Origin of the sequence: Citrobacter sp., from assembly GCF_050252275.1 — a bacterium.
Classification (GTDB): domain Bacteria; phylum Pseudomonadota; class Gammaproteobacteria; order Enterobacterales; family Enterobacteriaceae; genus Citrobacter_A; species Citrobacter_A amalonaticus.
Map to the genome: position 1 here is coordinate 1 of NZ_JBFWLF010000020.1, position 26,642 is coordinate 26,642.

The window sequence follows — 26,642 nt, forward strand, 5'->3', positions numbered from 1 at the left end:
ACATGCTCTTTTCAAAATTGAGCAGGTCCGGCGTCCCGCGGGTGGTTTTCTTCCACCAGTTATCAAAGTGACGGGCAGAAATGACATCATGGCTGATGCGCTGGTCGTAGAACTCGAACAGCGTCTCGTCGTCCACCAGAATGTCGCGGCGACGCGATTTATGCTCCAGTTCTTCCACTTCGGCACGCAGTTTGAGGTTTTCGCGGAAGAAAGCATGACGCGTCTGCCAGTCGCCCTCCACCAGCGCATGGCGGATAAACAGTTCACGGCACAGCGCAGGATCAATCTGGCTGTAGTTCACCTTACGCGCTGCGACGATCGGCAGACCGTAGACGGTCACTTTTTCCGTCGCCATCACCGCGCCCTGCGCCCGCTCCCAGTGCGGTTCACTGTACGAGCGTTTAATCAGATGCTGAGCGACCGGTTCCACCCACTCGGGATCGATGCGTGCTGCAATGCGCCCCCACAGACGGCTGGTTTCCACCAGCTCCGCAACCATTGCCCACTTCGGCGGCTTCTTGAACAAGCCGGAACCGGGGAAAATCGAAAAACGGGCATTACGCGCGCCGGTATATTCCTGCTTATCGGCATCTTTCATGCCAATATGCGACAACAACCCGATCAGTAGCGCAATATGGATCTCGCGGTATTCCGCCGGTTCGCTGTTCACCGGAATACCCAGCTCTTTTACCACCTGACGCAGTTGGGTGTAGATATCCTGCCACTCACGCACGCGCAGATAGTTCAGATAGTCGGTCCGGCACAGGCGACGAAACGCGTTGGACGACAACGCTTTTTGCTGTTCGCCGAGGTAATTCCACAGATTCACAAAGGCAAGGAAATCGGACTCTTTATCGTGGAAGCGACGGTGTTTTTCATCAGACGCCTGCTGTTTGTCCATCGGGCGTTCGCGCGGATCCTGAATCGACAGCGCCGAGGTAATGATCATCGCCTCGCGCACGCAGCCATGTTTTTGCGCTTCCAGCACCATGCGCGCCAGGCGCGGATCCACCGGCAACTGGCTCAACTGGCGCCCCAACGGCGTCAGTTTATAGGCCGTCGCCTGTTCATCAGTGGTAATCGCACCCAACTCTTCCAGCAAACGCACGCCGTCCTGAATGTTGCGCTTATCCGGCGCTTCGACAAACGGGAACGCGGCGATATCGCCCAGCCCCAGCGCCGTCATCTGCAAAATGACCGACGCCAGGTTGGTGCGCAGAATCTCCGGGTCGGTAAACTCCGGACGCGACAGGAAATCATCTTCAGAATAAAGACGAATGCAGATGCCTTCGGATACACGACCGCAGCGCCCTTTACGCTGGTTGGCGGAGGCCTGCGATACGGGCTCGATCGGCAAACGCTGTACTTTGGTGCGGTAGCTGTAGCGGCTGATACGCGCCGTACCAGGGTCGATCACATATTTGATCCCCGGTACCGTCAGCGAGGTTTCCGCCACGTTGGTCGCCAGCACAATGCGCCGCCCGCTGTGCGACTGGAAGACGCGGTTCTGTTCGCTATTCGACAGTCGCGCATACAGCGGCAGCACTTCCGTATGGCGCAGATTGAGTTTATTCAGTGCGTCGGCGGTATCGCGGATCTCGCGCTCACCGCTCATGAAGATCAGGATGTCGCCGGGGCTTTCACGCCCCAGTTCATCCACCGCATCGAAAATGGCCTGCAACTGATCACGCTCGGTGTCATCCGCCTCTTCGACGATCGGTCGATAGCGGACTTCCACCGGAAAGGTGCGCCCAGACACTTCAATAATCGGCGCATTGTTGAAATGCTTCGAAAAACGCTCCGGATCGATGGTCGCGGAGGTGATGATAATTTTCAGATCCGGACGGCGCGGCAGCAGTTCTTTCAGATAGCCGAGCAGAAAATCGATATTCAGGCTGCGTTCGTGCGCTTCATCGATAATGATGGTGTCATACTGCATCAGCAGACGGTCCTGCTGAATTTCCGCCAGCAGGATACCGTCGGTCATCAGCTTCACCATCGTGTTATCGCTGACGTGATCGCTAAAGCGCACCTTATAACCAATGCACCCGCCCGGCTCTGTCTGCAGCTCTTCGGCGATACGGTTCGCCACCGTTCGCGCCGCCAGACGACGCGGCTGGGTGTGGCCAATCAGCCCTTTCACCCCACGCCCCAGTTCCATACAGATCTTCGGAAGCTGGGTGGTTTTCCCCGAACCGGTTTCCCCGGCCACGATCACTACCTGGTGATCACGCACGGCGTCGAGGATCGCCTGTTTCTTCTGACTGACGGGCAGGTTTTCCGGGTAGGTAATCGCCGGTCGCGCCGCTTCGCGTAGCACAACTTTACCTGCAGCCTGTTCAATCTCTTTCGCCATCTCCTGGTAAATGGCTTGTTGTGCATCAGGATTTTTAACCTTCTTCACACCGTGCAGGCGCCGCGAGAAACGCTGGCTGTCACGCAGCATCAGTGAATCTAACTGCTGCTGTAAGGCATGAAACGTGAATTTTTGTTGTTCTGTCATAGCGTTAAAAGGCAGAGCACTGCCTGGTTAAATCTCTTCTCAATGATAGGTATAGAGTACCACATCAGCACATTTTGTGTGTTGTTCAATAAATTCGAACATAGGATTCGATATATTGCGCTTTCTCTGCGACAGGATTGTGAATAAAGTGGCAACAAGCAACGGGGCACAGCCCATTCAAACACCTATAAGGAAACACCCATGAGCAAGGTATTAGTTCTCAAATCCAGTATTCTGGCAGGGTACTCTCAGTCTGGTCAGTTGTCTGATTATTTTGTTGAACAGTGGCGTGAAAAGCACTCTGCTGACGAAATCACCGTCCGTGACCTGGCTGCTAATCCGATCCCGGTACTGGATGGCGAACTGGTGGGTGCCCTGCGCCCGAGCGACGCGCCGTTGACGCCTCGTCAACAGGACGCACTGGCGCTCTCTGATGAACTGATCGCTGAACTGAAAGCACACGACGTGATCGTTATCGCCGCGCCGATGTACAACTTTAACATCCCGACGCAGCTGAAAAACTATTTCGATCTGATTGCACGTGCTGGCGTGACGTTCCGCTACACCGAGAAAGGGCCGGAAGGTCTGGTGACCGGTAAACGTGCGGTGATCCTCTCCAGCCGTGGCGGTATCCACAAAGACACCCCAACTGACCTGATTGCGCCGTACCTGAAAGTCTTCCTCGGCTTTATCGGCATCACCGATGTGAACTTCGTGTTCGCAGAAGGGATTGCCTACGGCCCTGAAGTAGCGTCTAAAGCGCAGTCTGACGCCAAAGCCGCCATCGATAGCGTGGTTGCAGCGTAAGTTCTCCCCCTCCCGCTCCGGCGGGAGGTTTTTTATCACTTCGCCTGATAACGCAAATATCCCACCACGCCATTACTCGCACCATCACTCGGATGATTCACCCCGTCAGTGACTTCCACGCAGGCAAAATCAAACGGCGACACATTCTCAATGCATGCCACGTTCACGCCATACTGATCCGGACTGGAACGTCGCTGGTGGAAAGTGTAAATCCCACACACTGAACAGAAAAAGTGCCTTGCTGTGCCGGTATTGAAACGATACTCCGTCAGTTTATCCTGCCCTGAGAGAACCGTTATCCCCATCAACGGCGCAGAAACAACCACCGCACCGCGCATCCGACAAAATGAACAGTTACAACGCCGTATGGTATTGAACCCATCGCTAAGTTGAACGGTAAATTTGACAGCCCCGCAGTGACATTGCGCATTTCGTTTTTCAGTCATGGTCAACCTCCGCCTTATGCCTTTTGCGCAATACTGTCCAGGGTCGCCAGCACTTCCGCTGAAAGTGTCAGATCCCCTGCCGCCATATTTTCATGCAGATGCGTCACTGAAGAGGTACCCGGTATCAGCAAAATATTCGGTGAGCGATGGAGCAACCATGCCAGCGCAACCTGCATTGGCGTTGCATTGAGGCTTGCGGCCACGTCCGAGAGCGTTGAAGACTGTAGCGGCGTAAACCCGCCCAACGGAAAAAAGGGAACGTAAGCAATGCCGTCTTCCGCCAGCGCGTCGATCAGCGCATCATCCTGACGATGGGCGATATTGTACTCATTTTGCACGCAGACCACCTCTGCGATGCTGCGCGCTTGCGCCACCTGGCTGGCAGTCACATTGCTCAGACCGATGTGTCTGACCAGCCCCTGCTGCTGAAGCTCAGCCAGCACGTTGAAACTCTCTTCAATGGAACCTTCATGCGGGCCGTGACCCTCGCCCAGCATAATGCGTAAGTTAACGACATCCAGTACATCCAGACCCAGATTGCGCAGATTATCGTGAACCGCCTGCCTGAGTTCCGCTGGCGAGAATGCCGGTAGCCAGGAGGCATCGTCTCCACGGCGGGCACCGATTTTCGTGACAATCACCAGATCGTCCGGATAAGGATGCAACGCTTCGCGAATGATTTGATTGGTAACGTGCGGACCGTAAAAATCGCTGGTATCAATATGATTGACGCCCAGCGCGATCGCTTCCCGAAGCACCGTCAAGGCAACATGACGATCGCGCGGTGGACCAAAAACCCCAGGCCCCGCCAGTTGCATCGCCCCATACCCTATGCGTTTGACCTGCCGGGAACCGAGAGTAAACGTTTCTGTGATGCCGTGACTTGCCATAACTGCCCCTTCTGCTGAATAGCGCGTAAGAAAACAGAGTATAGAAACTTACCCTGCAAATTATTACGCGTCACCCAACAAAAAGGAAAAACCGCAGACGGCAATGTGGAATGATTATTTCCGCAACCACTTCCCGTTAATGCCCTGGACATATTCTCCTGGTTTCGCCCGCTCGACCAGTTTCTGTCCGGCCATTTTCGCCACTTCATCGACCGGGATGTTATGACTCTCGGCCAACTGTTGGTAGCTGGCGCTGCGTGCTTTGTTGATCTCACTGACCAGCGCCAGCGTCTGCGCATCCTGTTTCAGCGCCACCAGATAACCATTGAACGTTTCACCGACCCGGCCCTGGGTTCTGGCCTCATTTAACGTCAGCGCAAAGGCACTGCCACTCAGCAAACTCAGAATGAGCGCCGCCAGAATAAAGGTTCTTTTCATCATCACCTCAGAACAAGTCGCTGCGGGATTTGAGCAGGCTTTCAACGTCCTTATCCACTTTGATATGAATCTCATGCTCAATTTTGACGTTCATATTAATGGTGATGGGCTCTTTTGGCGCCGCGACTTCAATGCGCGGCGTACAGCCCGTTACGAACCACAGCGGGAGAAGCGCCAGCATGACTATCATTGTTTTCATTGGGGTTCCTCACATTCCTTGCCTTGTTGACAGGTTTTTTCCGGCAGCGCCGCGTTTTGTTCAAGCCATGCCTGGAGATTGTCGCCAAAGCGCAGACTGCGCCACAGCGTAAAGACATTCTCTTCGTGGGTAGAGTTGAGATTCACCGTACCGACCTTGCCATCCACATGGCTGTTGCCACGAATTTGCGCCTGCATCGTCAATACGCCCAGATTGTCCAGATTGATTTTGGTCCATGAATGGGCAATCTCCATATACCGCAACCAGTTGATGGCCGCCCCTGCTGCCATGTTGTCTTTTACCACCGCATCGGCGGTGTCTTTATCGATGCGCAGCGTCATCGGACCCGGATTGGTTAACCAGCCATCTTTGATAATCCATTTCTCATCGTTCAGCCACAGAGGGAGCGCACCGCTCACCGGCCCGGACATGGCAAACTGTTTCGGATTTACTGCGCTGATAAGTTCGCTTGAGGAGATATTTTGCACCCGCACCAGCGCCGGATCGTGCTGCGGCATGCGCAGTTGTTGCATGGAAACCTTACCGCCCAACACATCCACATTCACGTCAGTCAGTAGCAGCGGATCGGCTTCACTCCACGGATAAGCGCCTTCCAGATCGGCGGTGATATTGGTAGCAGTCACCTGGTTGACGACTTCGGCAATGCGTAGCGACACCGGTCCGCGTGTCCCCAGTTGCCACGCGCCCTCACTAAAGCGGAACGGTAATACAAAATCGACGCCGTTGATCTGGTTATCCGGCATCCAGGCGCTGCCGCCTTTCAAGACGCCGTGACCACCGGCCTCGAATCCTTGTTCTGCCGCTGCCGAAAACGCTACCTGGGCATACAGTTCGCCCTCACGTAATTTCATTTTCCACTCTGGCGGCACCAGCGGCTGGAACACCTCCAGTGACTGTTTTGGCCACCAGGCCTGGCCACGTAAACGTAAGCCATCCCAACGACCGTTTAACCGCACGGGGCCGATCGCCCCGGCATGCAAATCGCCTTTGAACTGGAAAAAAGTTGGATCGCGCCCCTCCACGCTGAACTTGAGCGTTGAGGGCGGCAAAACGCTGCCGCCGGAGAAATGGGTTTCTCCGGCATCGAACGAGAGCGCCCCACTGAACCGGGGATGTGCCGCATCACGCACCCATTCGACCGGTTTATCCATGATTAAACGGGGTGTTTCAACCTTCATGGTGCCGTACTGAAGCTGGTCAAATCCCGTAGACAAATCGGTCAGCGTGATGGTGTTGTCATGCCATTCACCTTTGCCTGCCACATCCCATTTCGCGTGCATCGGGGTGAAACTGCCCTCGCCCCAGTAGCGCCACTGCCAGCGCCCCGCATCGGGCAGAAAATCATTCGCCAGCCCGTCCAGATGCAGAACGAAATCCCCCATCTGATTCTCATGGGCGCGCAGAATCGCCTGCAATCGTCCGTCCACGCCACGCTGCGTGACCTTCACGCCCGCCAGCGGCCAGCGAATTTCGTCAATATCCAGTGAGTCGATGACCCGTCCGCGCGAGCGCAGCAGCGCGCCAGGTTCAAACGCCAGCTCCGGATCGGTCAGGCTGCCGGTCAACCGGGCAGGTAATCTGGCATAGAAAATCAGATCATCCTGCTTGGCTTCGCCAGTCAGTTGCAGCGGCATCGCGCTGTCGTCCATGCTCAGTTTTCCCGGCCCAAACGAAAGCACGGCGTTCCCTTTCCCCGCCTCCCCCTGGGTCAGCACATTAAACCGTCCGCTGATCACCGCGTTCTCGGTGCCTTCCTGCCAGTTCTCCACCTTCACACCCAGACGCCCGCTGAGGGGAAAACCCTGATAGGGCCACGACCAGCGTCCGTCGCTGATGGTTAACTGCTGACGCGTGAGTTCCCACGGCAGGTCAAGCAGCGGATCGGCATTATCCCGTGCCATTACGATGAGCTGCCCGGCATTCTCACGCCACTCCAGTTCCGCATCGACCAACGATGGCTCCTGCGGCAGACTGAGCGTGGCAACGGTGTGCCCGCTCACCGGCAGTCCATCCGGCACCAGCGGCATCGTGAACTCACCAACCAGTTTGACCGGCTGTTGACCTTCAAACGCCATGACATCAAGCTCACTCACCGTCAGCGTCTGACCGCGCAACTGCCCCTGAAATTTCACTTTATCGCCCTGATAACGCAGTTGCTGGAGCGAAGGGGTCAGCGAAACGTTCAGTTTGCCCTGCCACACCTGCCAGGGTGAAAGAATAACGTTGTCGATGGTGATCCAGGTATTGGGCAGCATGGACTGCCATTCCGCGAGAGTGCGCGGCGCCGCGGGAGATTGTTCCGTTTGCGGCAGTTTTGCCAGACAGGCAGAATCGAGTTCCAGCGTGCCAATATCCAGTTGCCAACGGCTGGGATGCGACAACCAGGCCTGACTGACCCTGGCCAACTGGCAATCATCAACCAGATAGCGAAGTTCAGGAATATGTAAACCGTGGCGCGTGAATCGGGGACTATCATCCAGTGCAATGCGCGTTCCAACCGGCAGCCAGATGCCCGCCAGCGTCGGAACCCACCACCCCAGCGTCATTACCAGAGTCAACGGCACGAGGATCACGAGTAAGAGAAGCGCCAGAACGGCTTTATATTTACCCTTCATGGGCAGTTAATATCCTGATTTAGCGAAAAATTAAGCCGAATTAGGCCGTTATTGTGTCATGTTTAGTTAACCATGCCCAGATTAAGAATAGATGCTCCAGGATGACACACAAACTTTTCACCATCGTTAAGATCAGAAAGTCAGATAAATTACAGAGACTTATCAGATAAATCTAAAGATTAATAGCGGGTAATAGCCGACAAACTATTGCCCTCTATTCTGCAATCAGGCCCGGATAATGTGAAAGTCAGAGGCCGTAGAAAGTGAGTAAATAGTTCGGTTGAAATGCAGACTGTTACACAGGAACATATTGATATTAATCGATGTTGACGCCATATCAGTCGTATCCTGACGAACAACGGGCTGTTTGTGTCACCGAAACAGAGGTGTGGAGCAGCACTGTCACCTGCTGAAATCTGCAATCGATACACTGAACGAACAATCTATTGATGCTCTAGAATTATTCATTATAGGTATCACTTTCAATAATATTTTATGTTTTGTAAAATAATTTGAATTCGATAATTGTGATTCGATATCACTGGAGAAAGACTTATGAAACTCGCCGTCTACAGTACAAAACAGTACGACAAAAAGTATCTGCAGCAGGTTAACGAAGCCTTTGGTTTTGAACTTGAATTCTTTGATTTTCTGTTGACGGAGAAAACGGCTAAAACCGCTCATGGCTGCGAGGCGGTTTGTATTTTCGTGAACGATGATGGCAGTCGCCCGGTGCTCGAAGAACTGAAAAATCATGGCGTTAAGTACATTGCTTTGCGTTGCGCGGGGTTCAATAACGTCGATCTGGATGCGGCAAAAGAGTTAGGTCTGCAGGTCGTTCGTGTCCCGGCCTATTCTCCGGAAGCCGTCGCGGAACATGCGGTGGGCATGATGATGACGCTGAACCGCCGTATTCATCGCGCTTATCAGCGTACTCGTGATGCTAACTTCTCACTGGAAGGGTTAACCGGCTTCACGATGCACGGAAAAACGGCGGGGGTGATTGGTACCGGGAAGATCGGCATCGCGGCCCTGCGTATTCTGAAAGGCTTTGGAATGCGTCTGCTGGCGTTTGATCCGTACCCCAGCGCAGCTGCGCTCGAACTCGGCGTAGAATATGTTGATTTGCCGACGCTGTTCGCCGAATCCGATGTGATTTCGCTGCACTGCCCGTTAACGCCAGAAAACTATCACCTGCTGAACCATGCCGCGTTTGATCAGATGAAAAATGGCGTGATGGTCATCAACACCAGTCGTGGCGCCCTGATCGATTCTCAGGCGGCGATTGAAGCGCTTAAAAATCAGAAAATAGGTTCACTGGGGATGGACGTTTACGAAAACGAGCGCGATCTGTTCTTCGAAGATAAGTCGAACGACGTTATCCAGGATGATGTTTTCCGTCGCCTGTCGGCCTGTCATAACGTCCTGTTTACCGGGCATCAGGCTTTCCTCACCGCTGAAGCGTTGACCAGTATTTCTGAGACTACGCTGCAAAATTTACAGCAGTTAGCGAACGGAGAAACCTGCCCTAACGCCCTGTTCTGATCCGCCGCCTTCCTGTTCGCAGGAGGGCATTTCAGAATTTCCCCAAAGCCACTGGCGATGAAATAGGTATGCTGTCGGTGGCGATTACGTTTAAATGCAGAGAGTTAACATGAAGAAGGTCATAGCGCTGGTTGCGCTGAGCCTGCTGGTTGCAGGTTGTGTAAGCAACGGAAAAGTATCGGTCAGCCGTGAGCAATTACAGCATCACCGCTTTGTGCTGGAGAGCGTAGACGGTAAACCGATCAATGCAAAGGGTCATCCGCTTGAACTGAGTTTTGGCGAAAAGATGATGATTTCGGGCAATATGTGTAATCGCTTCAACGGTCAGGCATCACTTTCTGACGGTGCATTGAAAGTAAAAGAGATGGCGATGACCCGAATGATGTGCGCCGATCCCCAGCTCAACGAGCTGGACAATACCCTCAGCACCATGCTGAAACAGGGCGCACAAGTAGACCTGACCGCCAACCAGCTCACCCTGGCCACAGCGGAACATACGTTAAGCTATAAGCTTGCCGATTTAATGTAGTAATGGGTGCTTAATAGCTACCACAGCTTCCCGCGGCGAGGGATTGTTCACTGCAACGTTTGCCGTTGGGAAGCGCGCACATACCAATTGCCGATCCGTCTAACTGACGGGCAACGGAAAGTGAACCGCCTATCATGGCGCAATTTGCCTCACCGGAACTGGTCATCGATGCTTTTAAACCCGGTGCGACATGCGCTGCTGTCGCCTGCTGAACAGGTTCATTGTCACTGCTGCAAGCCGACAACAATAACGCGGCACATCCTACCCAAAACGCTGCGCGCATTTGACTCCCCTCATATTCTGTAAGCGTAAACAAGCCGCACTAATAATAGGCATCCGAATCCGTCGCGTCGAGAGTCAAAAAGCGCAATTATGCGGCTCCGCCGCATTTTATTGCGCTTTTTCCCCTGGATTGGGATCCCATAGGCCTGTTCTGTCGTTATGCGCTCACCCGGCGAGCGGTCAAATAGTGCGCCTGCCAGTACTGATTCGACAAATGTGACATTGTCACGCCTTGTGAGCTGGAGGCATGTATAAAGGAGTCATTGCCGATATAAACGCCAACGTGATGCACGTTCGGCTCCGTCTTAAAAAACACCAGATCGCCGACTTTCAGCTCACGCTGGCTGACTCTCTGCCCCATACGACTTTGCTCCTGCGCGGTACGCGGCAAGCGTCTATGGATAACCGAGGCAATAATTCTGCGCGTGAACGCCGAACAATCAATACCATTGCGACTGTCACCTCCCCAGCGGTAATCGGTTCCTCTCCACTGCGCAAATTCACTCATAATGCGATGCTTAAGCTGCGCTTTCTTATTCTGAACAGGCGCTTGTGAAAAGTGCCCTTCAGAATAAGAGAGTGGCGAAAAGGTATTGGCTCCCCAGTTTTTGGTCTGAATTTTCACAAAGGCAAATGACGACGATGAGGCGGAAATAAGTAAAGTAAGTAATAAAATTCGTAACATAACCTAATCAAAACAATTAAATACCTGAACACATCCATACTTTTGGCGCACGAAAAAAGTTATCAATAATGATAAATAAAAGAGTTATTTTTGTTTTAACGTCTATTCACGATAACAAGAGTATCGACCTTCAATAACGCAAAGGTTTACAGGCCCTTCCCGTCCTGAATTGCGCTCAGTATAGGCGCGGGCGGCCTGACACCGAACTTAAAAAGTCTTATTAAGAAATTCACATCATGACGATAATGGCGAGGATAATAAATTCATTAAGGAAATCCTTAAAGAAAATCTCACTCCACTTTTGGACAATATGTTTTTAATATCGCCTACCTTGCAGGCAATAACCAACTCATAACAAAAAAGCACAATTAAATATACAACCCGGTGTTACCTACCGGGCAATAAAATTGTCATTGTTTTTGCGAGCTTTGTGTCAATTTGTGCACTCGAAAGTGGCACAACTTCTAGGGAATACAGGAAAGTCCTATACTAGAGAAATAACTATCAGGACGCTAAGTGGTTTCCTGCGTCCCTCTTTTTTGCGCAATGTAAGGGTGTCATATGATTACTATTGACGGTAATGGTGCAGTCGCTTCGGTGGCGTTTCGTACCAGTGAAGTTATCGCCATCTACCCCATTACGCCCAGTTCAACGATGGCTGAACAGGCTGACGCCTGGGCAGGCAACGGGCTGAAAAACATCTGGGGAGATACGCCGCGCGTCGTCGAAATGCAGTCGGAAGGCGGTGCAATAGCGACCGTTCACGGTGCGCTGCAAACCGGCGCGCTTGCCACCTCCTTTACCTCTTCACAGGGGTTACTGCTGATGATCCCCACGCTGTACAAACTGGCGGGACAATTAACCCCCTTTGTACTGCATGTCGCCGCCCGTACCGTGGCAACCCACGCGTTGTCGATTTTTGGCGATCATTCAGACGTCATGGCGGTCCGCCAGACCGGCTGCGCCATGCTGTGCGCCGCAAGCGTACAGGAGGCGCAGGACTTCGCGCTGATCTCGCAAATCGCAACCCTGAAAAGCCGGGTTCCCTTTATTCACTTCTTTGATGGTTTCCGCACCTCGCATGAAATCAACAAAATCATCCCGCTGGCAGATGACACGATTCGCGGCCTGATGCCGCAGGCTGAAATTGATGCACATCGCGCCCGGGCGCTCAACCCAGAGCACCCGGTGATCCGCGGCACCTCAGCGAATCCCGATACGTATTTCCAGTCCCGCGAGGCGACCAACCCGTGGTATGACGCGGTATACGATCATGTCGAACAGGCGATGAACGATTTCGCTGCCGCAACCGGTCGTCAGTATCAGCCGTTCGAATATTACGGTCATCCGCAGGCCGAACGGGTCATCATTCTGATGGGTTCTGCTATCGGCACCAGCGAAGAAGTGGTTGACGAACTGCTGACGCGCGGCGAGAAAGTCGGGGTGCTGAAAGTCCGCCTGTTCCGCCCCTTCTCAGCTAAACATCTGCTGCGGGCCTTGCCTGAATCCGTCCGCGCGGTTGCCGTGCTCGATCGCACCAAAGAACCGGGTGCCCAGGCCGAACCCCTGTATCTCGATGTGATGACCGCGCTGGCGGAAGCATTCAACGGCGGTGAGCGTGAAACGTTGCCGCGCATGATTGGCGGCCGTTATGGTCTCTCGTCAAAAGAGTTTGGCCCGGACTGCGTGCTCGCGGTCTTTAATGAACTGTGCCAGGCAAAACCCAAACCGCGCTTCACCGTTGGTATCTACGATGATGTCACCAACCTGTCGTTGCCACTGCCTGATAACACCTTGCCGACGACGGCGAAGCTGGAAGCACTATTTTACGGTCTCGGCAGTGACGGCAGCGTTTCGGCGACCAAGAACAACATCAAGATCATCGGTAATTCAACGCCGTGGTATGCCCAGGGCTACTTCGTGTATGACTCCAAAAAGGCAGGCGGTCTGACGGTGTCTCACCTGCGCGTGAGTGAACAGCCGATCCGCTCTGCTTACCTGATCTCACAGGCCGATTTTGTCGGCTGTCACCAGCTGCAGTTTATCGATAAATACCAGATGGCTGAACGACTGAAGCCTGGTGGTATTTTCCTGCTGAATACGCCGTATCCCGCAGATGAGGTCTGGTCACGCTTGCCACAGGAAGTACAGGCGGTACTGAACCAGAAGAAAGCGCGTTTTTACGTCATTAATGCGGCGAAAATCGCCCGTGAATGTGGCCTGGCGGCGCGGATTAACACCGTCATGCAGATGGCGTTTTTTCATCTGACTCAAATTCTGCCGGGCGATAGCGCGCTGGCTGAACTTCAGGGGGCAATTGCCAAAAGTTACAGCAGCAAAGGTCAGGACCTGGTGGAACGCAACTGGCAGGCACTGGCGCTGGCGCGCGAGTCTGTTGCTGAGGTGCCGCTGCAGGCGGTTGATCCGCACAGCGCCCACCGTCCTCCGGTGGTGTCTGACGCCGCGCCTGATTTTGTGAAGACCGTGACCGCGGCAATGCTCGCGGGGCTCGGCGATGCCCTTCCCGTCTCTGCGCTGCCGCCCGACGGCACCTGGCCTATGGGTACCACCCGCTGGGAGAAACGCAACATCGCCGAAGCGATCCCCATCTGGAAAGAGGAGCTTTGCACTCAGTGTAACCACTGCGTTGCGGCCTGCCCGCACTCGGCTATTCGTGCCAAAGTGGTTTCGCCGGAAGCAATGGAGAATGCTCCCGCCAGCCTGCATTCGCTGGATGTGAAATCACGCGATATGCGCGGACAGAAATACGTTCTGCAGGTCGCGCCGGAAGACTGCACCGGCTGTAATCTGTGTGTGGAAGTGTGCCCGGCGAAAGACCGTCAGAATCCGGAAATCAAGGCCATCAATATGATGTCGCGCCTTGAGCACGTCGAAGAAGAGAAAGTGAATTATGACTTTTTCCTCAGTCTGCCGGAAATTGACCGCAATAAACTCGAACGTATCGATATTCGTACCTCTCAGTTGATTACGCCGCTGTTTGAATATTCCGGTGCCTGTTCCGGCTGTGGCGAAACGCCGTATATCAAGTTACTGACCCAACTCTATGGCGACAGAATGCTGATTGCCAACGCCACGGGTTGTTCATCAATTTACGGTGGGAACCTGCCTTCCACACCGTACACAACCGATGCCAATGGGCGCGGTCCCGCATGGGCAAACTCGCTGTTTGAGGATAACGCAGAGTTCGGTCTGGGCTTTCGTCTGACGGTCGATCAGCATCGCTTACGCGTGCTGCGTCTGCTCGAACAGTTTGCCGACCAGATCCCGGCTGAACTGAACGACGCATTACATACCGAAGCGACCCCAGACGTGCGTCGTGAGCAAGTTGCCGCGCTGCGTCAGCATCTGAAGGATGTCGATGGCGCACGTGAACTGCTCACCGACGCCGATGCGCTGGTTGAAAAATCCATCTGGCTGATCGGTGGCGATGGCTGGGCCTACGATATTGGCTTCGGCGGGCTGGATCATGTAATGAGCCTGACTGAAAACGTCAATATTCTGGTGCTGGATACGCAGTGCTACTCCAACACGGGCGGTCAGGCCTCAAAAGCCACACCGCTTGGCGCGGTAACGAAATTTGGTGAGCACGGCAAACGGAAGGCGCGTAAAGATCTGGGCGTCAGCATGATGATGTACGGTCATGTCTATGTCGCACAGATTTCGCTCGGGGCGCAACTCAACCAGACCGTGAAGGCGATTCAGGAAGCGGAAGCGTATCCTGGTCCGTCGCTGATCATCGCCTACAGCCCGTGTGAAGAACACGGCTATGACCTCGCACTGAGTCACGATCAGATGCGTCAGTTGACGGCGACCGGCTTCTGGCCACTCTACCGCTTTGACCCACGTCGTGCGGATGAGGGCAAATTGCCGCTGGCGCTGGACTCTCGCCCGCCGTCAGATGCGCTGGCAGAGACATTACTCAACGAGCAGCGTTTCCGTCGCCTGAATGCGCAGCAACCAGAAGTGGCAGAGCAGTTATGGAAGGACGCCGCAGCCGATCTGCAAAAGCGCTATGACTTCCTGGCGCAACTGGCCGGTAAAGCGGAGAAGACCAGTACTGACTGATCGGAGGGTTCACGTCGGCCAAAAAAAAGCCCGAACATCCGTTCGGGCTTGTCAATTTCTTTGTCGGCAAATCAGTACGCGTCGCATTGGACCAACAAAAAAGCAGTATGTGACAATAAAGGCATATAACGAACGAAGAATATCGCACTGGATTTATTTTGTATAATTTTTATTTTATATGCTTTATGCAATTATATTCACACCAATTATTGCTATTTCGATGGAATTATTTATTTAAGGTTTCACTTAAGACGTAACAATTGATACTTATCTCTTTACGGAACTTCTCCTTTAGCATGTTTTTACTCCCCAACAGAGGGAGTGAAAGCCAAATATAAAACTAAAGGATTACTGCGATGAAAAGAAAAGTACTGGCCCTTGTCATCCCTGCCCTGTTAGCAGCAGGCGCAGCACATGCTGCTGAAGTTTATAATAAAGACGGCAACAAATTAGATCTTTATGGCAAAGTTGATGGTCTGCATTATTTCTCTGATAATGCCAACAGTGATGGCGATCAAACTTATGTTCGTATGGGCTTTAAAGGTGAAACACAAATTAATGATCAACTGACCGGTTACGGTCAGTGGGAATATCAGGTTAACGCCAACACCACCGAAGGCGACCACGGCAACAGCTTCACGCGTCTTGCTTTTGCTGGCCTGAAATTTGGTGAATACGGTTCATTCGACTACGGTCGTAACTACGGCGTGATGTATGACGTGGAAGGCTGGACCGATATGCTGCCTGAATTCGGCGGCGACTCCTACACCTATTCCGATAACTTTATGGTAGGTCGCACCAACGGTGTTGCCACTTACCGTAACACGGACTTCTTCGGTCTGGTTAACGGTCTGAACTTCGCACTGCAGTATCAGGGTGCCAACGAAGATCAAATCACCAATGAGCAGGAAGGTACTGGCAACGGCGGCGATCGTACTGTCCAGAACTCCAACGGCGACGGTTTCGGTATCTCGTCGACCTATGACTTCGGAATGGGCGTTAGCTTCGGTGCAGCCTACACCACCTCCGACCGTACCAACGAGCAAGTCAATGCGGGTGGCCGCGTCGCGGGTGGCGATAAGGCAGATGCCTGGACAGCGGGTCTGAAATATGACGCCAACAACATTTATCTGGCTACCATGTACTCTGAAACCCGTAACATGACCCCGTACGGTGATGACGGCGTAGCAAACAAAACCCAGAACTTTGAAGTGACGGCGCAATACCAGTTCGACTTCGGTCTGCGTCCGGCGGTGTCCTTCCTGATGTCAAAAGGTAAAGATCTGACCGGTCAGGGCAATGACGACAGCAAAGATCTGGTGAAATACGCGGATGTTGGCGCGACTTACTACTTCAACAAAAACATGTCCACCTATGTTGATTATAAAATCAACCTGCTGGATAACGACGACAACTTCTATTCTCGTAACAATATTAATACCGATGACGTCGTCGCACTCGGTATGGTCTATCAGTTCTAAGCCCTTCTGCCCGCTGGTAACGGCGGGCTTCTGCCCTTTCCCTCACCGTCATAACCCATTCGTTTTGCCTATAACAAAATGCGATATCACGAAGACTAAAATCCCCGTGGGTTAAATGATATATTCATGGTATGACCTGCCGTTGAGGATGCCGCCATGAACCATCAGCCTGTAAAATCATCACGAATTGCCTCCGTCGGCTATGACGAGAAATCCTCAACGCTGGAAATCCGTTTCTACCAGACCGGTGTTCTGCAATATCGCGGAGTTCCTGCGCATATATACCGAAATTTTCTTTCTGTGGTCTCAAAAGGCCGATTTTATGACGGGGTTATTAAGGGAAAGTACCCGGAAATCAAAAGCAAATAATGTTGAATTGTGATCTTTGTCATTGTACTGAATCGGTGATAAGACGTTACACTTTATAGGGATACTCAATCAGGAGGTTTAATGAACAGAACAATTCTTGTACCTATCGATATTTCAGACTCAGAATTAACTCAACGTGTGATTAATCATGTCGAAGCCGAGGCGAAAATTGACGATGCACAGGTTCATTTCCTGACCGTCATTCCGTCTCTGCCTTACTATTCTGCACTGGGCCTGGCCTACTCTGCGGAGTTGCCTGCCATGGACGATCTGAAAGCCGAAGCGAAATCTCAACTGGAAGAGATTATCAAGAAGTTCACTATCCCGTCGGACAGAGTGCAGATCCATGTCGTTGAAGGCTCGCCAAAAGATAAGATTCTGGAAATGGCGAAAACACTGCCTGCGGATATGGTGATTATCGCATCCCACCGTCCGGACATTACCACCTATCTGTTAGGGTCGAACGCCGCTGCCGTGGTACGCCATGCAGAGTGTTCCGTTCTGGTCGTACGCTAACATTTTCAGCCCGCACATCGCTGCGGGCTTTTCGTTGTGCCATAACTGGTGTTGCTGATCAATCCACGCCTCAGACGGTGGCCTTTTCTTGCGTCAGACCAGGCACCAGAATCACTTTTCGGCACGCCTCTTCACGCTTTTCAAATATTTCGTAACCCCGCGCGGCCTCTTCGAGTGGCATATGGTGAGTCACGATTTCTTCCGGTGTCAGTAGCCCCTGTTCAATGAGACTAAGCAGATCCGGCAGATAAGCATGCACGTGGGTCTGACCCATTTTGAAGGTCAGTCCTTTGTCAAAGGCATCGCCAAACATGAATCCATGAATAAAACCGGCATACACGCCAGGGACGCTGACGACCCCACCACGGCGCACAGCGGCGATGCATTGCCGAAGCGCTTTACCGCTGCTGCCTTCAATTTTCAACGTGCTTAGTACGGTTTCTGTCAGACTGCCCTTCGCCTCAAAACCGACAGCATCAATCACCGCATCCACACCGCGATGTCCGGGCGTGTTATCAATGATCCATTCTGCCGGATCGTCGTTTTGATCAAAATTAATCGGGATCGCGCCGTAACGCTGATGCGCAAACTCGAGCCGGTAGTCGTTATGATCAATGATAAAAATATGCTCCGCACCGTTCAGCCGGGCACAGGCGGCGCAGAGTAAACCCACCGGGCCCGCGCCAAAGATAGCCACGCTTGAACCCTGCCTGATGTCGGCATTCTTCACCGCTTGCCACGCTGTTGGCAAAATATCTGACAGAAAAAGCACCTTTTCATCCGGCAATGTCTCCGGCACTTTGAAGGGGCCGGCATTCGCCTTTGGGACGCGGACAAATTCTGCCTGCCCGCCGGGGATCCCGCCGTAGAGATCGCTGTAGCCAAACAGCGCGGCGGGCGGCGTGATGTTTTTACGGTTCAGTGCAGCACCTTTGCCGCTGTTGGTATTTTCACAGGCGGCATATTGATGCAGATGACAGAAAAAGCACTCACCGCAGGCAATGACAAAAGGTATCACCACCCGATCGCCTTTACTGACTGCCGTCACCTCCGGACCGGTCTCCACCACTTCGCCCATAAACTCATGACCAAAAATATCGCCATGATGCGTACCAGGGATTTTGCCGCGGTAAAGATGCAAATCCGATCCGCAAATGGCGGTGGCGGTCACGCGAAGAATAATATCGTCCGGCGCCTCAAGGCCCGGATCGGGCACAGAATCAACACTAACGTGATGCGGGCCATGATAAGTGAGTGCTTTCATTCACATTTCTCCTGTCGTCATTGGCTGGCAAACCGCGCGTTATAAGGTCCCGGTGCCACCGTCTGAACACCAGACCTGACCGGACGTGTAGCTGTTCTCTGACGCCGCCAGCGTGACATACAGCGGTGCGATCTCCGCCGGTTGACCGGGTCGACCAAGCGGGGACTGCGCGCCAAATTTCTCGATTTTTTCCTGTGGCTGACCTCCGCAGCACTGCAACACCGTCCAGTAGGGACCCGGCGCGACGGCGTTAACCCGAATCCCCTTCGGCGCCAGTTGTTTCGCCAGCGATTTGGTGAAGACGGCGATCGCCGCATTGGTCTGCGCATAATCCAACAGGATATCGCTCGGTTCGTACGCCTGGACTGAGGTGGTGTTAATGATCACACTGCCCGATGAGAGATGACGAAGTGCAGCCTTCGTAATCCAGAATGTCGCGTAAACATTGGTCTTGAACGTGGCATCAAACGCTTCGGTAGTGAGATCGTCAATTGACTCGCAGAATTGCTGGCGCCCCGCGTTATTAACCAGGATATCCAGCCCACCTAACGCATCTACCGCCTGGTTAACCAGCGTCTGGCAGAAGGTTTCATCGCGGATATCACCCGGAATCGCGGCCACGTTCCTGCCTGCTTTTTTAATCAGTTCAACCACTTCACGGGCATCTTCTTCTTCATCAGGTAAATAATTAATAGCCACATCGGCACCTTCCCGCGCATAAGCAATCGCCACCGCGCGACCAATACCGGAATCGCCCCCGGTGATTAAGACTTTCTTGCCGTTAAGCCTGCCGCTCCCTTGATAGCTCTCTTCGCCATGATCGGGACGGGGCTGCATTTTACTGGCAAGTCCTGGAAAAGGTTGTTTTTGGTGCGGAAATGGCGGAGCCGGAAAATGCTCAGAATGCGTTTTATTGGTGATCTGCTTTTGATTATTCTGGTCAGCCATGCGTTTACCTCTCGTTATTTTTCCTACGGACTTTTAAGCGTAGAACAAAATTGGCGAGAAGGTTCTCAAAGCCGTCTGAGTGATTAATTTTCGGTCATTCAAACGCCGCCTCTTAATGAATACTGTTTTATTCTGAAGACTATTTTTTTAATCGCCCTGCGCTCAGACAGTTACATACCAACATTTACAAAACCCCCATAAAATAAGCGAGGCGGGTGTTTTCGATAATATATTGAAAAGTAACCCGTCAATTTTTTCTGATTTTTTGTGGAAATTTGACTCCTCGCGGATAGCCGCTAACTTTAAGCCCTGAACAACGACGGATACAAATTACATTTTTGTATCTGACTGACATAACCGATATACAAGAGGTGAGATATGGCAGAGCATCGTGGTGGTTCCGGTAATTTCGCAGAAGACCGTGATAAAGCATCTGAAGCGGGTAAAAAAGGCGGTCAGCACAGCGGCGGGAACTTCAAAAACGATCCGCAGCGTGCATCCGAAGCAGGAAAAAAAGGCGGTCAGAACAGCCATAGTGGCGGACGTAAGTCTGATAACTCCTGATTGTAAGACTGCTTTAGCCTTTAATAAATAAAGTGTCCTGCGGGTCTGTCTGTAGACTCGCAGTTATTTTTTCTGAACCGGGAGAGGATGTTATGAATATGAAAACGCTCGAGGATGTTTTCATCCATTTACTTTCAGACACCTATAGCGCGGAAAAACAATTAACCCGTGGTCTGGCGAAACTGGCCCGCGCGGCCTCTGACGAAAGACTCAGCGCCGCGTTTAATGCGCACCTGGAAGAAACTCAAGGGCAAATTGCGCGTATAGACCAGATAATCGAACAGGAACCGAAGATTAAGATTAAACGCATGAAATGCGTAGCGATGGAAGGCTTAATTGAAGAAGCCAATGAGGTCATCGAAAGTACAGAAAAAAATGAAGTTCGCGATGCTGCATTAATTGCGGCCGCCCAAAAAGTTGAGCACTATGAAATTGCCAGTTACGGCACGCTGGCAACCCTCGCCGAACAGTTGGGCTATCCCGCCGCGGTAAAACTTCTGGCGCAAACGCTTGAAGAAGAAAAAGAAACCGATTTGAAATTAACTGACCTGGCGGTCGGTAATATCAATAAAAGTGCGGAGAAACGATAACCGCGCCCGAGGTTATTGGTTGGTAAGAAAAAACAGTTTTGTTGCGCTCTGCTTATGGCAGCGCTTTGTCATGGGGTAGCATACCGTGCCTGAACTTGATGCTTTTCATCTGGCCCGTTTTCAGTTCGCCTTCACTGTCTCTTTTCACATTCTTTTCCCGGCGATTACCATCGGGCTGGCCAGCTATCTGGTGGTACTGGAAGGAATGTGGCTGCGCACGCACAACAACCTCTGGCGTTCGCTTTACAACTTCTGGCTAAAAATCTTTGCCGTCAATTTTGGCATGGGCGTCGTTTCCGGTCTGGTGATGGCCTACCAGTTCGGCACAAACTGGAGCGGATTTTCCCAGTTTGCCGGCAGTATTACCGGCCCACTGCTGCTTTACGAAGTGCTCACCGCCTTCTTCCTGGAGGCGGGTTTTCTGGGCGTGATGCTGTTTGGCTGGAACAGAGTTTCTCCAGCGCTGCATTTTTTCACCACCTGCATGGTGGCACTGGGAACGCTGATGTCCACTTTCTGGATCCTCGCGTCAAACAGCTGGATGCAGACGCCGCAAGGTTTCAGCATTGAAAACGGTCACGTGATCCCGCAGGACTGGATGGCGATCATTTTCAACCCCTCCTTTCCGTATCGTCTGTTCCATATGTCGATCGCCGCCTTCCTGAGTAGCGCGATGTTTGTGGGAGCCTCTGCCGCCTGGCATTTACTTCGCGGCAACGACACGCCGGCCATCCGCAAAATGTTTTCCATGGCGATGTGGATGGCGTTAATCGTCGCGCCGATTCAGGCGGTGGTCGGCGATATGCACGGTCTCAATACCCTTGAGCATCAGCCGGTAAAAATCGCCGCTATCGAAGGCCACTGGGAAAACACACCCGGCGAGGCTACGCCGCTCTTGCTGTTGGGGATGCCGGACATGGAAGAGGAGCGCACAAAATACGGTCTGGAGATCCCGGCGCTGGGTAGTCTGATCCTGACCCACAGTCTGGATAAACAGGTTCCTGCGCTGAAGGATTATCCCAAAGAAGATCGCCCTAACTCCCCTGTTGTCTTCTGGTCGTTTCGTATCATGGTGGGCATAGGTTTACTCATGATTGCGCTGGGTCTCTGTAGCGTCTGGCTGCGCTGGCGCCAGCGCCTGTATCAGTCTCGCCCGTTCCTGTGGTTTGCGCTGGGAATGGGCCCTGCCGGACTACTGGCGCTGTTGGCGGGTTGGGTCACGACGGAAGCAGGACGTCAACCGTGGGTGATCTACGGATTCTTACGCACCCGCGATGCGGTGTCATTACACAGCACGATGCAAATGGTCATCAGCTTGCTGGTCTTTATCATCGTCTACTGTGCTGTTTTTGGCGTGGGCTATTACTACATTTTCAGGCTCATTCGCAAAGGTCCGCAACCTGTCAGTGAACTGACGTCACAAACGGATGGCACCCCGGCTCGCCCCCTCTCGGCGGCAGAACCGGTGACGGATGAAGAGGAGAAGGTGTAATGGGTATCGATATCACCGTAATGTGGTTTGTCATCATTATCTTTGCCACCCTGATGTACATCGTGATGGATGGTTTCGATCTGGGCATTGGGATGTTGTTCAGCATGGTTCACGACGCTGGCGAGCGTGACGTGATGGTAAACAGCGTGGCGCCCGTCTGGGACGGTAATGAGACCTGGCTGGTGCTCGGCGGCGCGGGCCTTTTTGGCGCGTTCCCGCTGGCCTATGCGGTGATCACCGACGCACTGGCGATTCCGTTGACAATGATGCTCATCGGCCTGATTTTTCGTGGTGTGGCCTTTGAGTTTCGCTTTAAGGCGACACCTTCCCACCGACTATTCTGGGATTACGCCTTTGCCGGCGGTTCGCTGCTCGCGACATTCAGCCAGGGCATTGTGGTGGGCGCGGTGATTAACGGCTTTGCGGTGACAGAACGCCGTTTTGCCGGCTCAGCACTGGACTGGCTCACCCCCTTCAACCTCTTTTGCGGCGTCGGCCTGATCGTCGCCTATCTGCTGCTCGGCACCAGTTGGCTGATTATGAAAAGCGAGGGTTCGCTGCAAGCGCGAATGCGCGTCCTGACCCGTAAAGTCCTCCTCGCCCTGTTGGGGGTTATTGCGGTGGTGAGCGTCTGGACGCCGCTCGGCTGGCCCGCTATCGCCGAACGGTGGTTTACCCTGCCCAATTTCTTCTGGTTTGTCCCGGTGCCCATTCTTGTGCTGGTATTGAGCCTGTGGATTTGGCGACTGAGCGCAGAGGTGAACAGCCATGCGCGACCCTTTATTCTGACGCTGGGTTTAATTTTCCTCGGCTTCAGCGGGCTGGGCATCAGCTTATGGCCGCATATTATCCCACCGCATATCACGCTGTGGGAGGCGGCAGCACCGCCTGCCAGTCAACGGTTTATGCTGGTGGGGACCCTGCTGATTATCCCGGTTATTTTGATGTACACCGCCTGGAGCTACTTTGTCTTCCGTGGCAAGGTTTCCGGGGGTGAAGGCTATCATTGAGCGTCAGATCGCAGAGCGTTATTGATCACTGGGGTCAACGCCCCTCCCAGGCAGAGATCTCTTCCAGGAGCACTGCAAGGCTGAAACGGACTGCTTTTTCGATAACATCCTGACACTCACCAGAAAAAAGCTCACGCTTTGTGACAATCTCCCCGCGGAGATTCCACGCAAACCAGACCGTTCCGGCGGGCGTTCCGTCTTCCCCACCGTCCGGACCGGCGTACCCACTGATGGCAATGCTGATATCGGTCCCGGCACGCTCGCGTATGCCCGTGGACATCTCTTTGACCGTCTGTTCACTCACTGCGGTATATTTTTCCAGCGTACTGGCCTGTACGCCGAGCAGTGTCTGCTTCGCCCTGTCACTAAAGGTAATAACGCCAATATCATAAAAGGCGGCGGTATCGGATTCCGCACAGAGTGCCGTCGCCAGATTACCGCCGGTGCAGGACTCAGCGGTGGTTAACGATAATCCTCGGTCAATGAATACCTTGGCTAGCTGTTTCGTGAGTTCGCCGGTAGTTTTCGCTTCGTTATAGGCTGCTTCATTCATCCTTCTTCTCCTTAGCTTTCATCAGGAATAACGGAAATATGATCATTACGCTCCAGAATGGCGTATTGACTTTTTGCAGGATCCGTAATGCCCTGATTCTGTCGCACCGTGACCAGGCTAATCATCGTCAGCGTCGCACCAGTGACAGAAAATCATTGCCTGACCAGAATTCAGAAGTAAGTTTAAGCCGTTTACCGTCGGACGTGTAAAAGGTGCTGGTATTCGTCGCCGTAATCCGTACCATACGCGACATACTTTTGCCTGTAGGCTTCGCTCAACCGAAGCGTTCACGTCTTTTATTGCAAACCCGATGGGGCATGAAACGCGCGCAGGTGGTATATGAAATTGACGTAGCCTGAATCGACGTATTGACGACGAGCAGACTGCCAGGCGAAACGCAAAACTGGCACGGTGATACGCGTGTCGTGACATGCCCCTTTCCGGTGTTCGAGACAGTAAATAATGTTAGAAAATCAACAAGCGACGAAGAAAGAACAGTACAACCTGAATAAATTGCAGAAACGTCTGCGCCGTAACGTCGGCGAAGCGATTGCCGATTTCAATATGATTGAAGATGGTGACCGGATCATGGTCTGCCTGTCCGGTGGTAAAGACAGCTACACCATGCTGGAAATTTTGCGCAATCTACAGCAAAGCGCCCCGATTAGCTTTTCGCTGGTTGCCGTTAACCTGGATCAGAAACAACCCGGTTTCCCTGAACACATTCTGCCTGAGTATCTTGAGCAACTGGGCGTTGAGTACAAAATAGTTGAAGAGAACACGTATGGGATCGTGAAAGATAAGATCCCGGAAGGCAAAACCACCTGCTCTCTTTGTTCACGCCTGCGTCGCGGTATTCTGTATCGCACGGCGACGGAGCTGGGTGCGACTAAAATTGCGCTGGGTCACCATCGCGACGACATTCTGCAAACCCTGTTCCTGAATATGTTCTACGGCGGGAAAATGAAAGGGATGCCGCCGAAACTGATGAGCGATGATGGTAAACATATCGTGATCCGCCCACTGGCTTACTGCCGTGAGAAGGATATCGAACGCTTTGCTGAAGCCAAAGGCTTCCCGATCATCCCTTGCAACCTGTGCGGTTCGCAACCAAACCTGCAACGTCAGGTGATTGCCGATATGCTGCGTGACTGGGATAAGCGTTATCCAGGCCGTATTGAAACCATGTTCAGCGCCATGCAGAACGTGGTGCCTTCACACCTGAGCGACATTAACCTGTTCGACTTCAAAGGGATTAAGCACGGTTCTGACGTTATTGATGGCGGCGATCTGGCATTTGATCGTGAAGAGATCCCGCTCCAGCCTGCAGGCTGGCAACCGGAAGAAGACGACAATCAGCTTGATGAACTTCGCCTGAACGTTGTCGAAGTGAAGTAATAGCCATGGGCCGGATCGTTTTCATCTCCGGCCCAACACGGGTTTATTTCAATAAACGCACCCGACAGGTTTTACCTTTAATCTTCCCATTCTGCAGTTGTTTCCACGCCTTATGCGCGACTGACTGACGGACCGCCACATAGACATGCGCCGGATGCACGGTAATTTTGCCAATGTCCGCGCCATCCAGCCCCATATCTCCGGTTAACGCCCCCAGCACATCGCCTGGACGCATTTTGGCTTTCTTGCCACCGTCGATACACAATGTCATCATTTCGGCGACCAGCGGCGCGATGCTGCGTTGCGTTGGCGCAGGGACCCAGTTAAGGCGGATCTGCAGCATTTCAGAGAGAATATTCGCCCGCTGCGCCTCTTCCGGAGCACAAAAACTGATAGCCAGACCGCTGTTCCCGGCGCGCGCGGTACGGCCAATCCGGTGGACGTGCACCTCCGGATCCCACGCCAGTTCGAAATTCACCACCAGCTCCAGCGATTTGATATCAAGCCCGCGGGCCGCAACATCCGTCGCCACCAGCACCCGCGCGCTGCCGTTGGCAAAACGCACCAGCGTCTGATCGCGGTCTCGCTGTTCCAGATCGCCATGAAGCGCCAGTGCGCTTTGCCCGGCCTCATTGAGCGCATCGCACACCGCCTGACAATCCTTTTTAGTATTACAGAACACCACGCAGGAAGCCGGCTGATGCTGACTGAGCAACGTTTGCAACAGCGGTATCTTACCGTGCGCAGAGGTTTCAAAGAATTGCTGTTCGACGGCGGGGAGCGCATCCACCGTGTCAATTTCGATAGCGAGCGGATTTCGCTGCACGCGACCGCTGATTGCGGCAATCGCTTCCGGCCAGGTGGCAGAAAACAATAGCGTCTGACGCGACGCGGGCGCGAAACGGATCACCTCGTCGATTGCCTCACTGAATCCCATATCCAGCATCCGGTCTGCTTCATCCATCACCAGCGTGGTCAACGCGTCCAGCGAAACGGTACCCTTTTGCAAATGGTCGAGCAAACGACCAGGCGTGGCGACGATAATATGCGGCGCGTGCTGAAGAGAATCGCGCTGTGCTCCGAAGGGTTGTCCACCGCAAAGCGTCAGGATTTTGGTATTCGGTAAGAAACGCGCCAGACGACGTAGTTCACCGGCCACCTGATCCGCCAGTTCGCGCGTCGGACACAGAACCAGCGACTGCGTCTGAAACAGAGTGGCATCAATATGCTGTAACAAACCGAGACCAAATGCTGCCGTTTTACCGCTGCCGGTTTTTGCCTGCACCCGCACATCCTGCCCGGCAAGGATCGCTGGCAGCGCCGCCGCCTGGACAGGGGTCATGGACAGATACCCCAACTCGTTCAGATTCTCGAGCTGGGCGGCGGGTAATACATTCAGGGTAGCAAAAGC

The 26,642-nt window shown here is 53.1% G+C and carries 24 protein-coding genes and 2 pseudogenes; 13 read left to right on the top strand and 13 right to left on the bottom strand.

Features of this window, described 5'->3' with window-relative positions; translation table 11 throughout:
* Positions 1-2,503: ATP-dependent RNA helicase HrpA (gene hrpA, locus AB7E14_RS03065; RefSeq protein WP_428169318.1), on the bottom strand; the 2,503-nt coding region annotated here is incomplete at its 3' end.
* Between the two features lie 201 nt (positions 2,504-2,704).
* Between hrpA and azoR the strand changes: the two genes are divergently transcribed.
* On the top strand, positions 2,705-3,310 hold the full coding sequence (gene azoR / locus AB7E14_RS03070; RefSeq protein ID WP_043000613.1) for an FMN-dependent NADH-azoreductase: 606 nt from the start codon (positions 2,705-2,707) through the stop codon (positions 3,308-3,310).
* A 35-nt stretch (positions 3,311-3,345) separates the two neighbouring features.
* Here the strand turns inward: azoR and AB7E14_RS03075 are convergent, their stop codons facing one another.
* The 5 genes from AB7E14_RS03075 to AB7E14_RS03095 form a co-directional block, all read right to left on the bottom strand.
* Complete coding sequence (locus AB7E14_RS03075; RefSeq protein WP_043000612.1) at positions 3,346-3,756, bottom strand: GFA family protein; 411 nt, start codon at positions 3,754-3,756, stop codon at positions 3,346-3,348.
* 14 nt (positions 3,757-3,770) lie between these two features.
* Entirely contained in the window at positions 3,771-4,646 is an 876-nt protein-coding gene (locus tag AB7E14_RS03080; protein WP_058588113.1) for an aldo/keto reductase family oxidoreductase, read from the bottom strand.
* A 114-nt stretch (positions 4,647-4,760) separates the two neighbouring features.
* Positions 4,761-5,084: a YdbL family protein gene (locus tag AB7E14_RS03085; protein ID WP_043000610.1), complete on the bottom strand. Its 324-nt coding sequence runs from the start codon at positions 5,082-5,084 to the stop codon at positions 4,761-4,763.
* Positions 5,085-5,091: 7 nt separating this feature from the next.
* The gene (locus AB7E14_RS03090) at positions 5,092-5,283 is read right to left on the bottom strand and encodes a YnbE family lipoprotein (RefSeq protein WP_316961692.1); all 192 of its coding nucleotides are present in this window, start codon (positions 5,281-5,283) and stop codon (positions 5,092-5,094) included.
* Positions 5,280-7,919: a YdbH family protein gene (locus AB7E14_RS03095; RefSeq protein WP_428169319.1), complete on the bottom strand. Its 2,640-nt coding sequence runs from the start codon at positions 7,917-7,919 to the stop codon at positions 5,280-5,282. The genes AB7E14_RS03090 and AB7E14_RS03095 overlap by 4 nt, the downstream gene beginning before the upstream one ends.
* Before the next feature lie 555 nt (positions 7,920-8,474).
* Between AB7E14_RS03095 and AB7E14_RS03100 the strand changes: the two genes are divergently transcribed.
* The gene (locus AB7E14_RS03100; RefSeq protein ID WP_042318863.1) at positions 8,475-9,464 is read left to right on the top strand and encodes a 2-hydroxyacid dehydrogenase; all 990 of its coding nucleotides are present in this window, start codon (positions 8,475-8,477) and stop codon (positions 9,462-9,464) included.
* 109 nt (positions 9,465-9,573) lie between these two features.
* Complete coding sequence (gene hslJ / locus AB7E14_RS03105) at positions 9,574-9,993, top strand: heat shock protein HslJ (RefSeq protein WP_043000606.1); 420 nt, start codon at positions 9,574-9,576, stop codon at positions 9,991-9,993.
* 10 nt (positions 9,994-10,003) lie between these two features.
* On the opposite strand, the gene AB7E14_RS03110 is transcribed toward hslJ, so the two are convergent.
* Both AB7E14_RS03110 and AB7E14_RS03115 read right to left on the bottom strand, forming a co-directional pair.
* A complete protein-coding gene (locus AB7E14_RS03110; protein WP_043000605.1) occupies positions 10,004-10,276 on the bottom strand; it encodes a putative hemolysin in 273 nt (90 codons plus the stop codon).
* A gap of 156 nt (positions 10,277-10,432) precedes the next feature.
* On the bottom strand, positions 10,433-10,783 hold the full coding sequence (locus AB7E14_RS03115; protein WP_225738872.1) for a C40 family peptidase: 351 nt from the start codon (positions 10,781-10,783) through the stop codon (positions 10,433-10,435).
* 738 nt (positions 10,784-11,521) lie between these two features.
* Between AB7E14_RS03115 and nifJ the strand changes: the two genes are divergently transcribed.
* The 4 genes from nifJ (at position 11,522) to uspF (ending at position 17,412) form a co-directional block, all read left to right on the top strand.
* Complete coding sequence (gene nifJ / locus AB7E14_RS03120) at positions 11,522-15,046, top strand: pyruvate:ferredoxin (flavodoxin) oxidoreductase (protein ID WP_316961694.1); 3,525 nt, start codon at positions 11,522-11,524, stop codon at positions 15,044-15,046.
* A gap of 356 nt (positions 15,047-15,402) precedes the next feature.
* Entirely contained in the window at positions 15,403-16,527 is a 1,125-nt protein-coding gene (gene ompC / locus AB7E14_RS03125; RefSeq protein ID WP_043000602.1) for a porin OmpC, read from the top strand.
* Between the two features lie 156 nt (positions 16,528-16,683).
* Positions 16,684-16,896: a KTSC domain-containing protein gene (locus tag AB7E14_RS03130; protein ID WP_043000601.1), complete on the top strand. Its 213-nt coding sequence runs from the start codon at positions 16,684-16,686 to the stop codon at positions 16,894-16,896.
* A gap of 81 nt (positions 16,897-16,977) precedes the next feature.
* Complete coding sequence (gene uspF / locus AB7E14_RS03135; protein WP_043000600.1) at positions 16,978-17,412, top strand: universal stress protein UspF; 435 nt, start codon at positions 16,978-16,980, stop codon at positions 17,410-17,412.
* A 70-nt stretch (positions 17,413-17,482) separates the two neighbouring features.
* Here the strand turns inward: uspF and AB7E14_RS03140 are convergent, their stop codons facing one another.
* Complete coding sequence (locus tag AB7E14_RS03140; RefSeq protein ID WP_316961695.1) at positions 17,483-18,676, bottom strand: zinc-dependent alcohol dehydrogenase; 1,194 nt, start codon at positions 18,674-18,676, stop codon at positions 17,483-17,485.
* 39 nt (positions 18,677-18,715) lie between these two features.
* Entirely contained in the window at positions 18,716-19,624 is a 909-nt protein-coding gene (locus AB7E14_RS03145) for an SDR family oxidoreductase (protein WP_428169320.1), read from the bottom strand.
* Between the two features lie 378 nt (positions 19,625-20,002).
* Between AB7E14_RS03145 and AB7E14_RS03150 the strand changes: the two genes are divergently transcribed.
* The 4 genes from AB7E14_RS03150 (at position 20,003) to cydB (ending at position 23,280) form a co-directional block, all read left to right on the top strand.
* Positions 20,003-20,188 (top strand): general stress protein, encoded by a 186-nt coding sequence (locus tag AB7E14_RS03150; RefSeq protein ID WP_043000597.1) that lies wholly within the window; start codon positions 20,003-20,005, stop codon positions 20,186-20,188.
* A gap of 92 nt (positions 20,189-20,280) precedes the next feature.
* The gene (locus AB7E14_RS03155) at positions 20,281-20,778 is read left to right on the top strand and encodes a ferritin-like domain-containing protein (protein ID WP_316961696.1); all 498 of its coding nucleotides are present in this window, start codon (positions 20,281-20,283) and stop codon (positions 20,776-20,778) included.
* Positions 20,779-20,863: 85 nt separating this feature from the next.
* Positions 20,864-22,270 (top strand): cytochrome ubiquinol oxidase subunit I, encoded by a 1,407-nt coding sequence (locus tag AB7E14_RS03160; protein WP_061070074.1) that lies wholly within the window; start codon positions 20,864-20,866, stop codon positions 22,268-22,270.
* On the top strand, positions 22,270-23,280 hold the full coding sequence (gene cydB, locus AB7E14_RS03165; RefSeq protein ID WP_044328878.1) for a cytochrome d ubiquinol oxidase subunit II: 1,011 nt from the start codon (positions 22,270-22,272) through the stop codon (positions 23,278-23,280). The genes AB7E14_RS03160 and cydB overlap by 1 nt, the downstream gene beginning before the upstream one ends.
* Before the next feature lie 34 nt (positions 23,281-23,314).
* On the opposite strand, the gene AB7E14_RS03170 is transcribed toward cydB, so the two are convergent.
* Both AB7E14_RS03170 and AB7E14_RS03175 read right to left on the bottom strand, forming a co-directional pair.
* The gene (locus AB7E14_RS03170; protein ID WP_044328877.1) at positions 23,315-23,833 is read right to left on the bottom strand and encodes a 2-oxo-tetronate isomerase; all 519 of its coding nucleotides are present in this window, start codon (positions 23,831-23,833) and stop codon (positions 23,315-23,317) included.
* Positions 23,834-23,844: 11 nt separating this feature from the next.
* Positions 23,845-23,949: pseudogene (locus tag AB7E14_RS03175) on the bottom strand (DUF421 domain-containing protein); the annotation flags it as partial.
* 89 nt (positions 23,950-24,038) lie between these two features.
* Between AB7E14_RS03175 and AB7E14_RS03180 the strand changes: the two are divergent.
* A pseudogene (locus tag AB7E14_RS03180) lies at positions 24,039-24,248 on the top strand (site-specific integrase); the annotation flags it as partial.
* A gap of 47 nt (positions 24,249-24,295) precedes the next feature.
* On the top strand, positions 24,296-25,231 hold the full coding sequence (gene ttcA, locus AB7E14_RS03185) for a tRNA 2-thiocytidine(32) synthetase TtcA (RefSeq protein ID WP_043000592.1): 936 nt from the start codon (positions 24,296-24,298) through the stop codon (positions 25,229-25,231).
* A gap of 43 nt (positions 25,232-25,274) precedes the next feature.
* Here the strand turns inward: ttcA and dbpA are convergent.
* Positions 25,275-26,642 (bottom strand): ATP-dependent RNA helicase DbpA (gene dbpA / locus AB7E14_RS03190; RefSeq protein WP_428169321.1); only part of this gene is annotated, 1,368 nt, incomplete at its 5' end.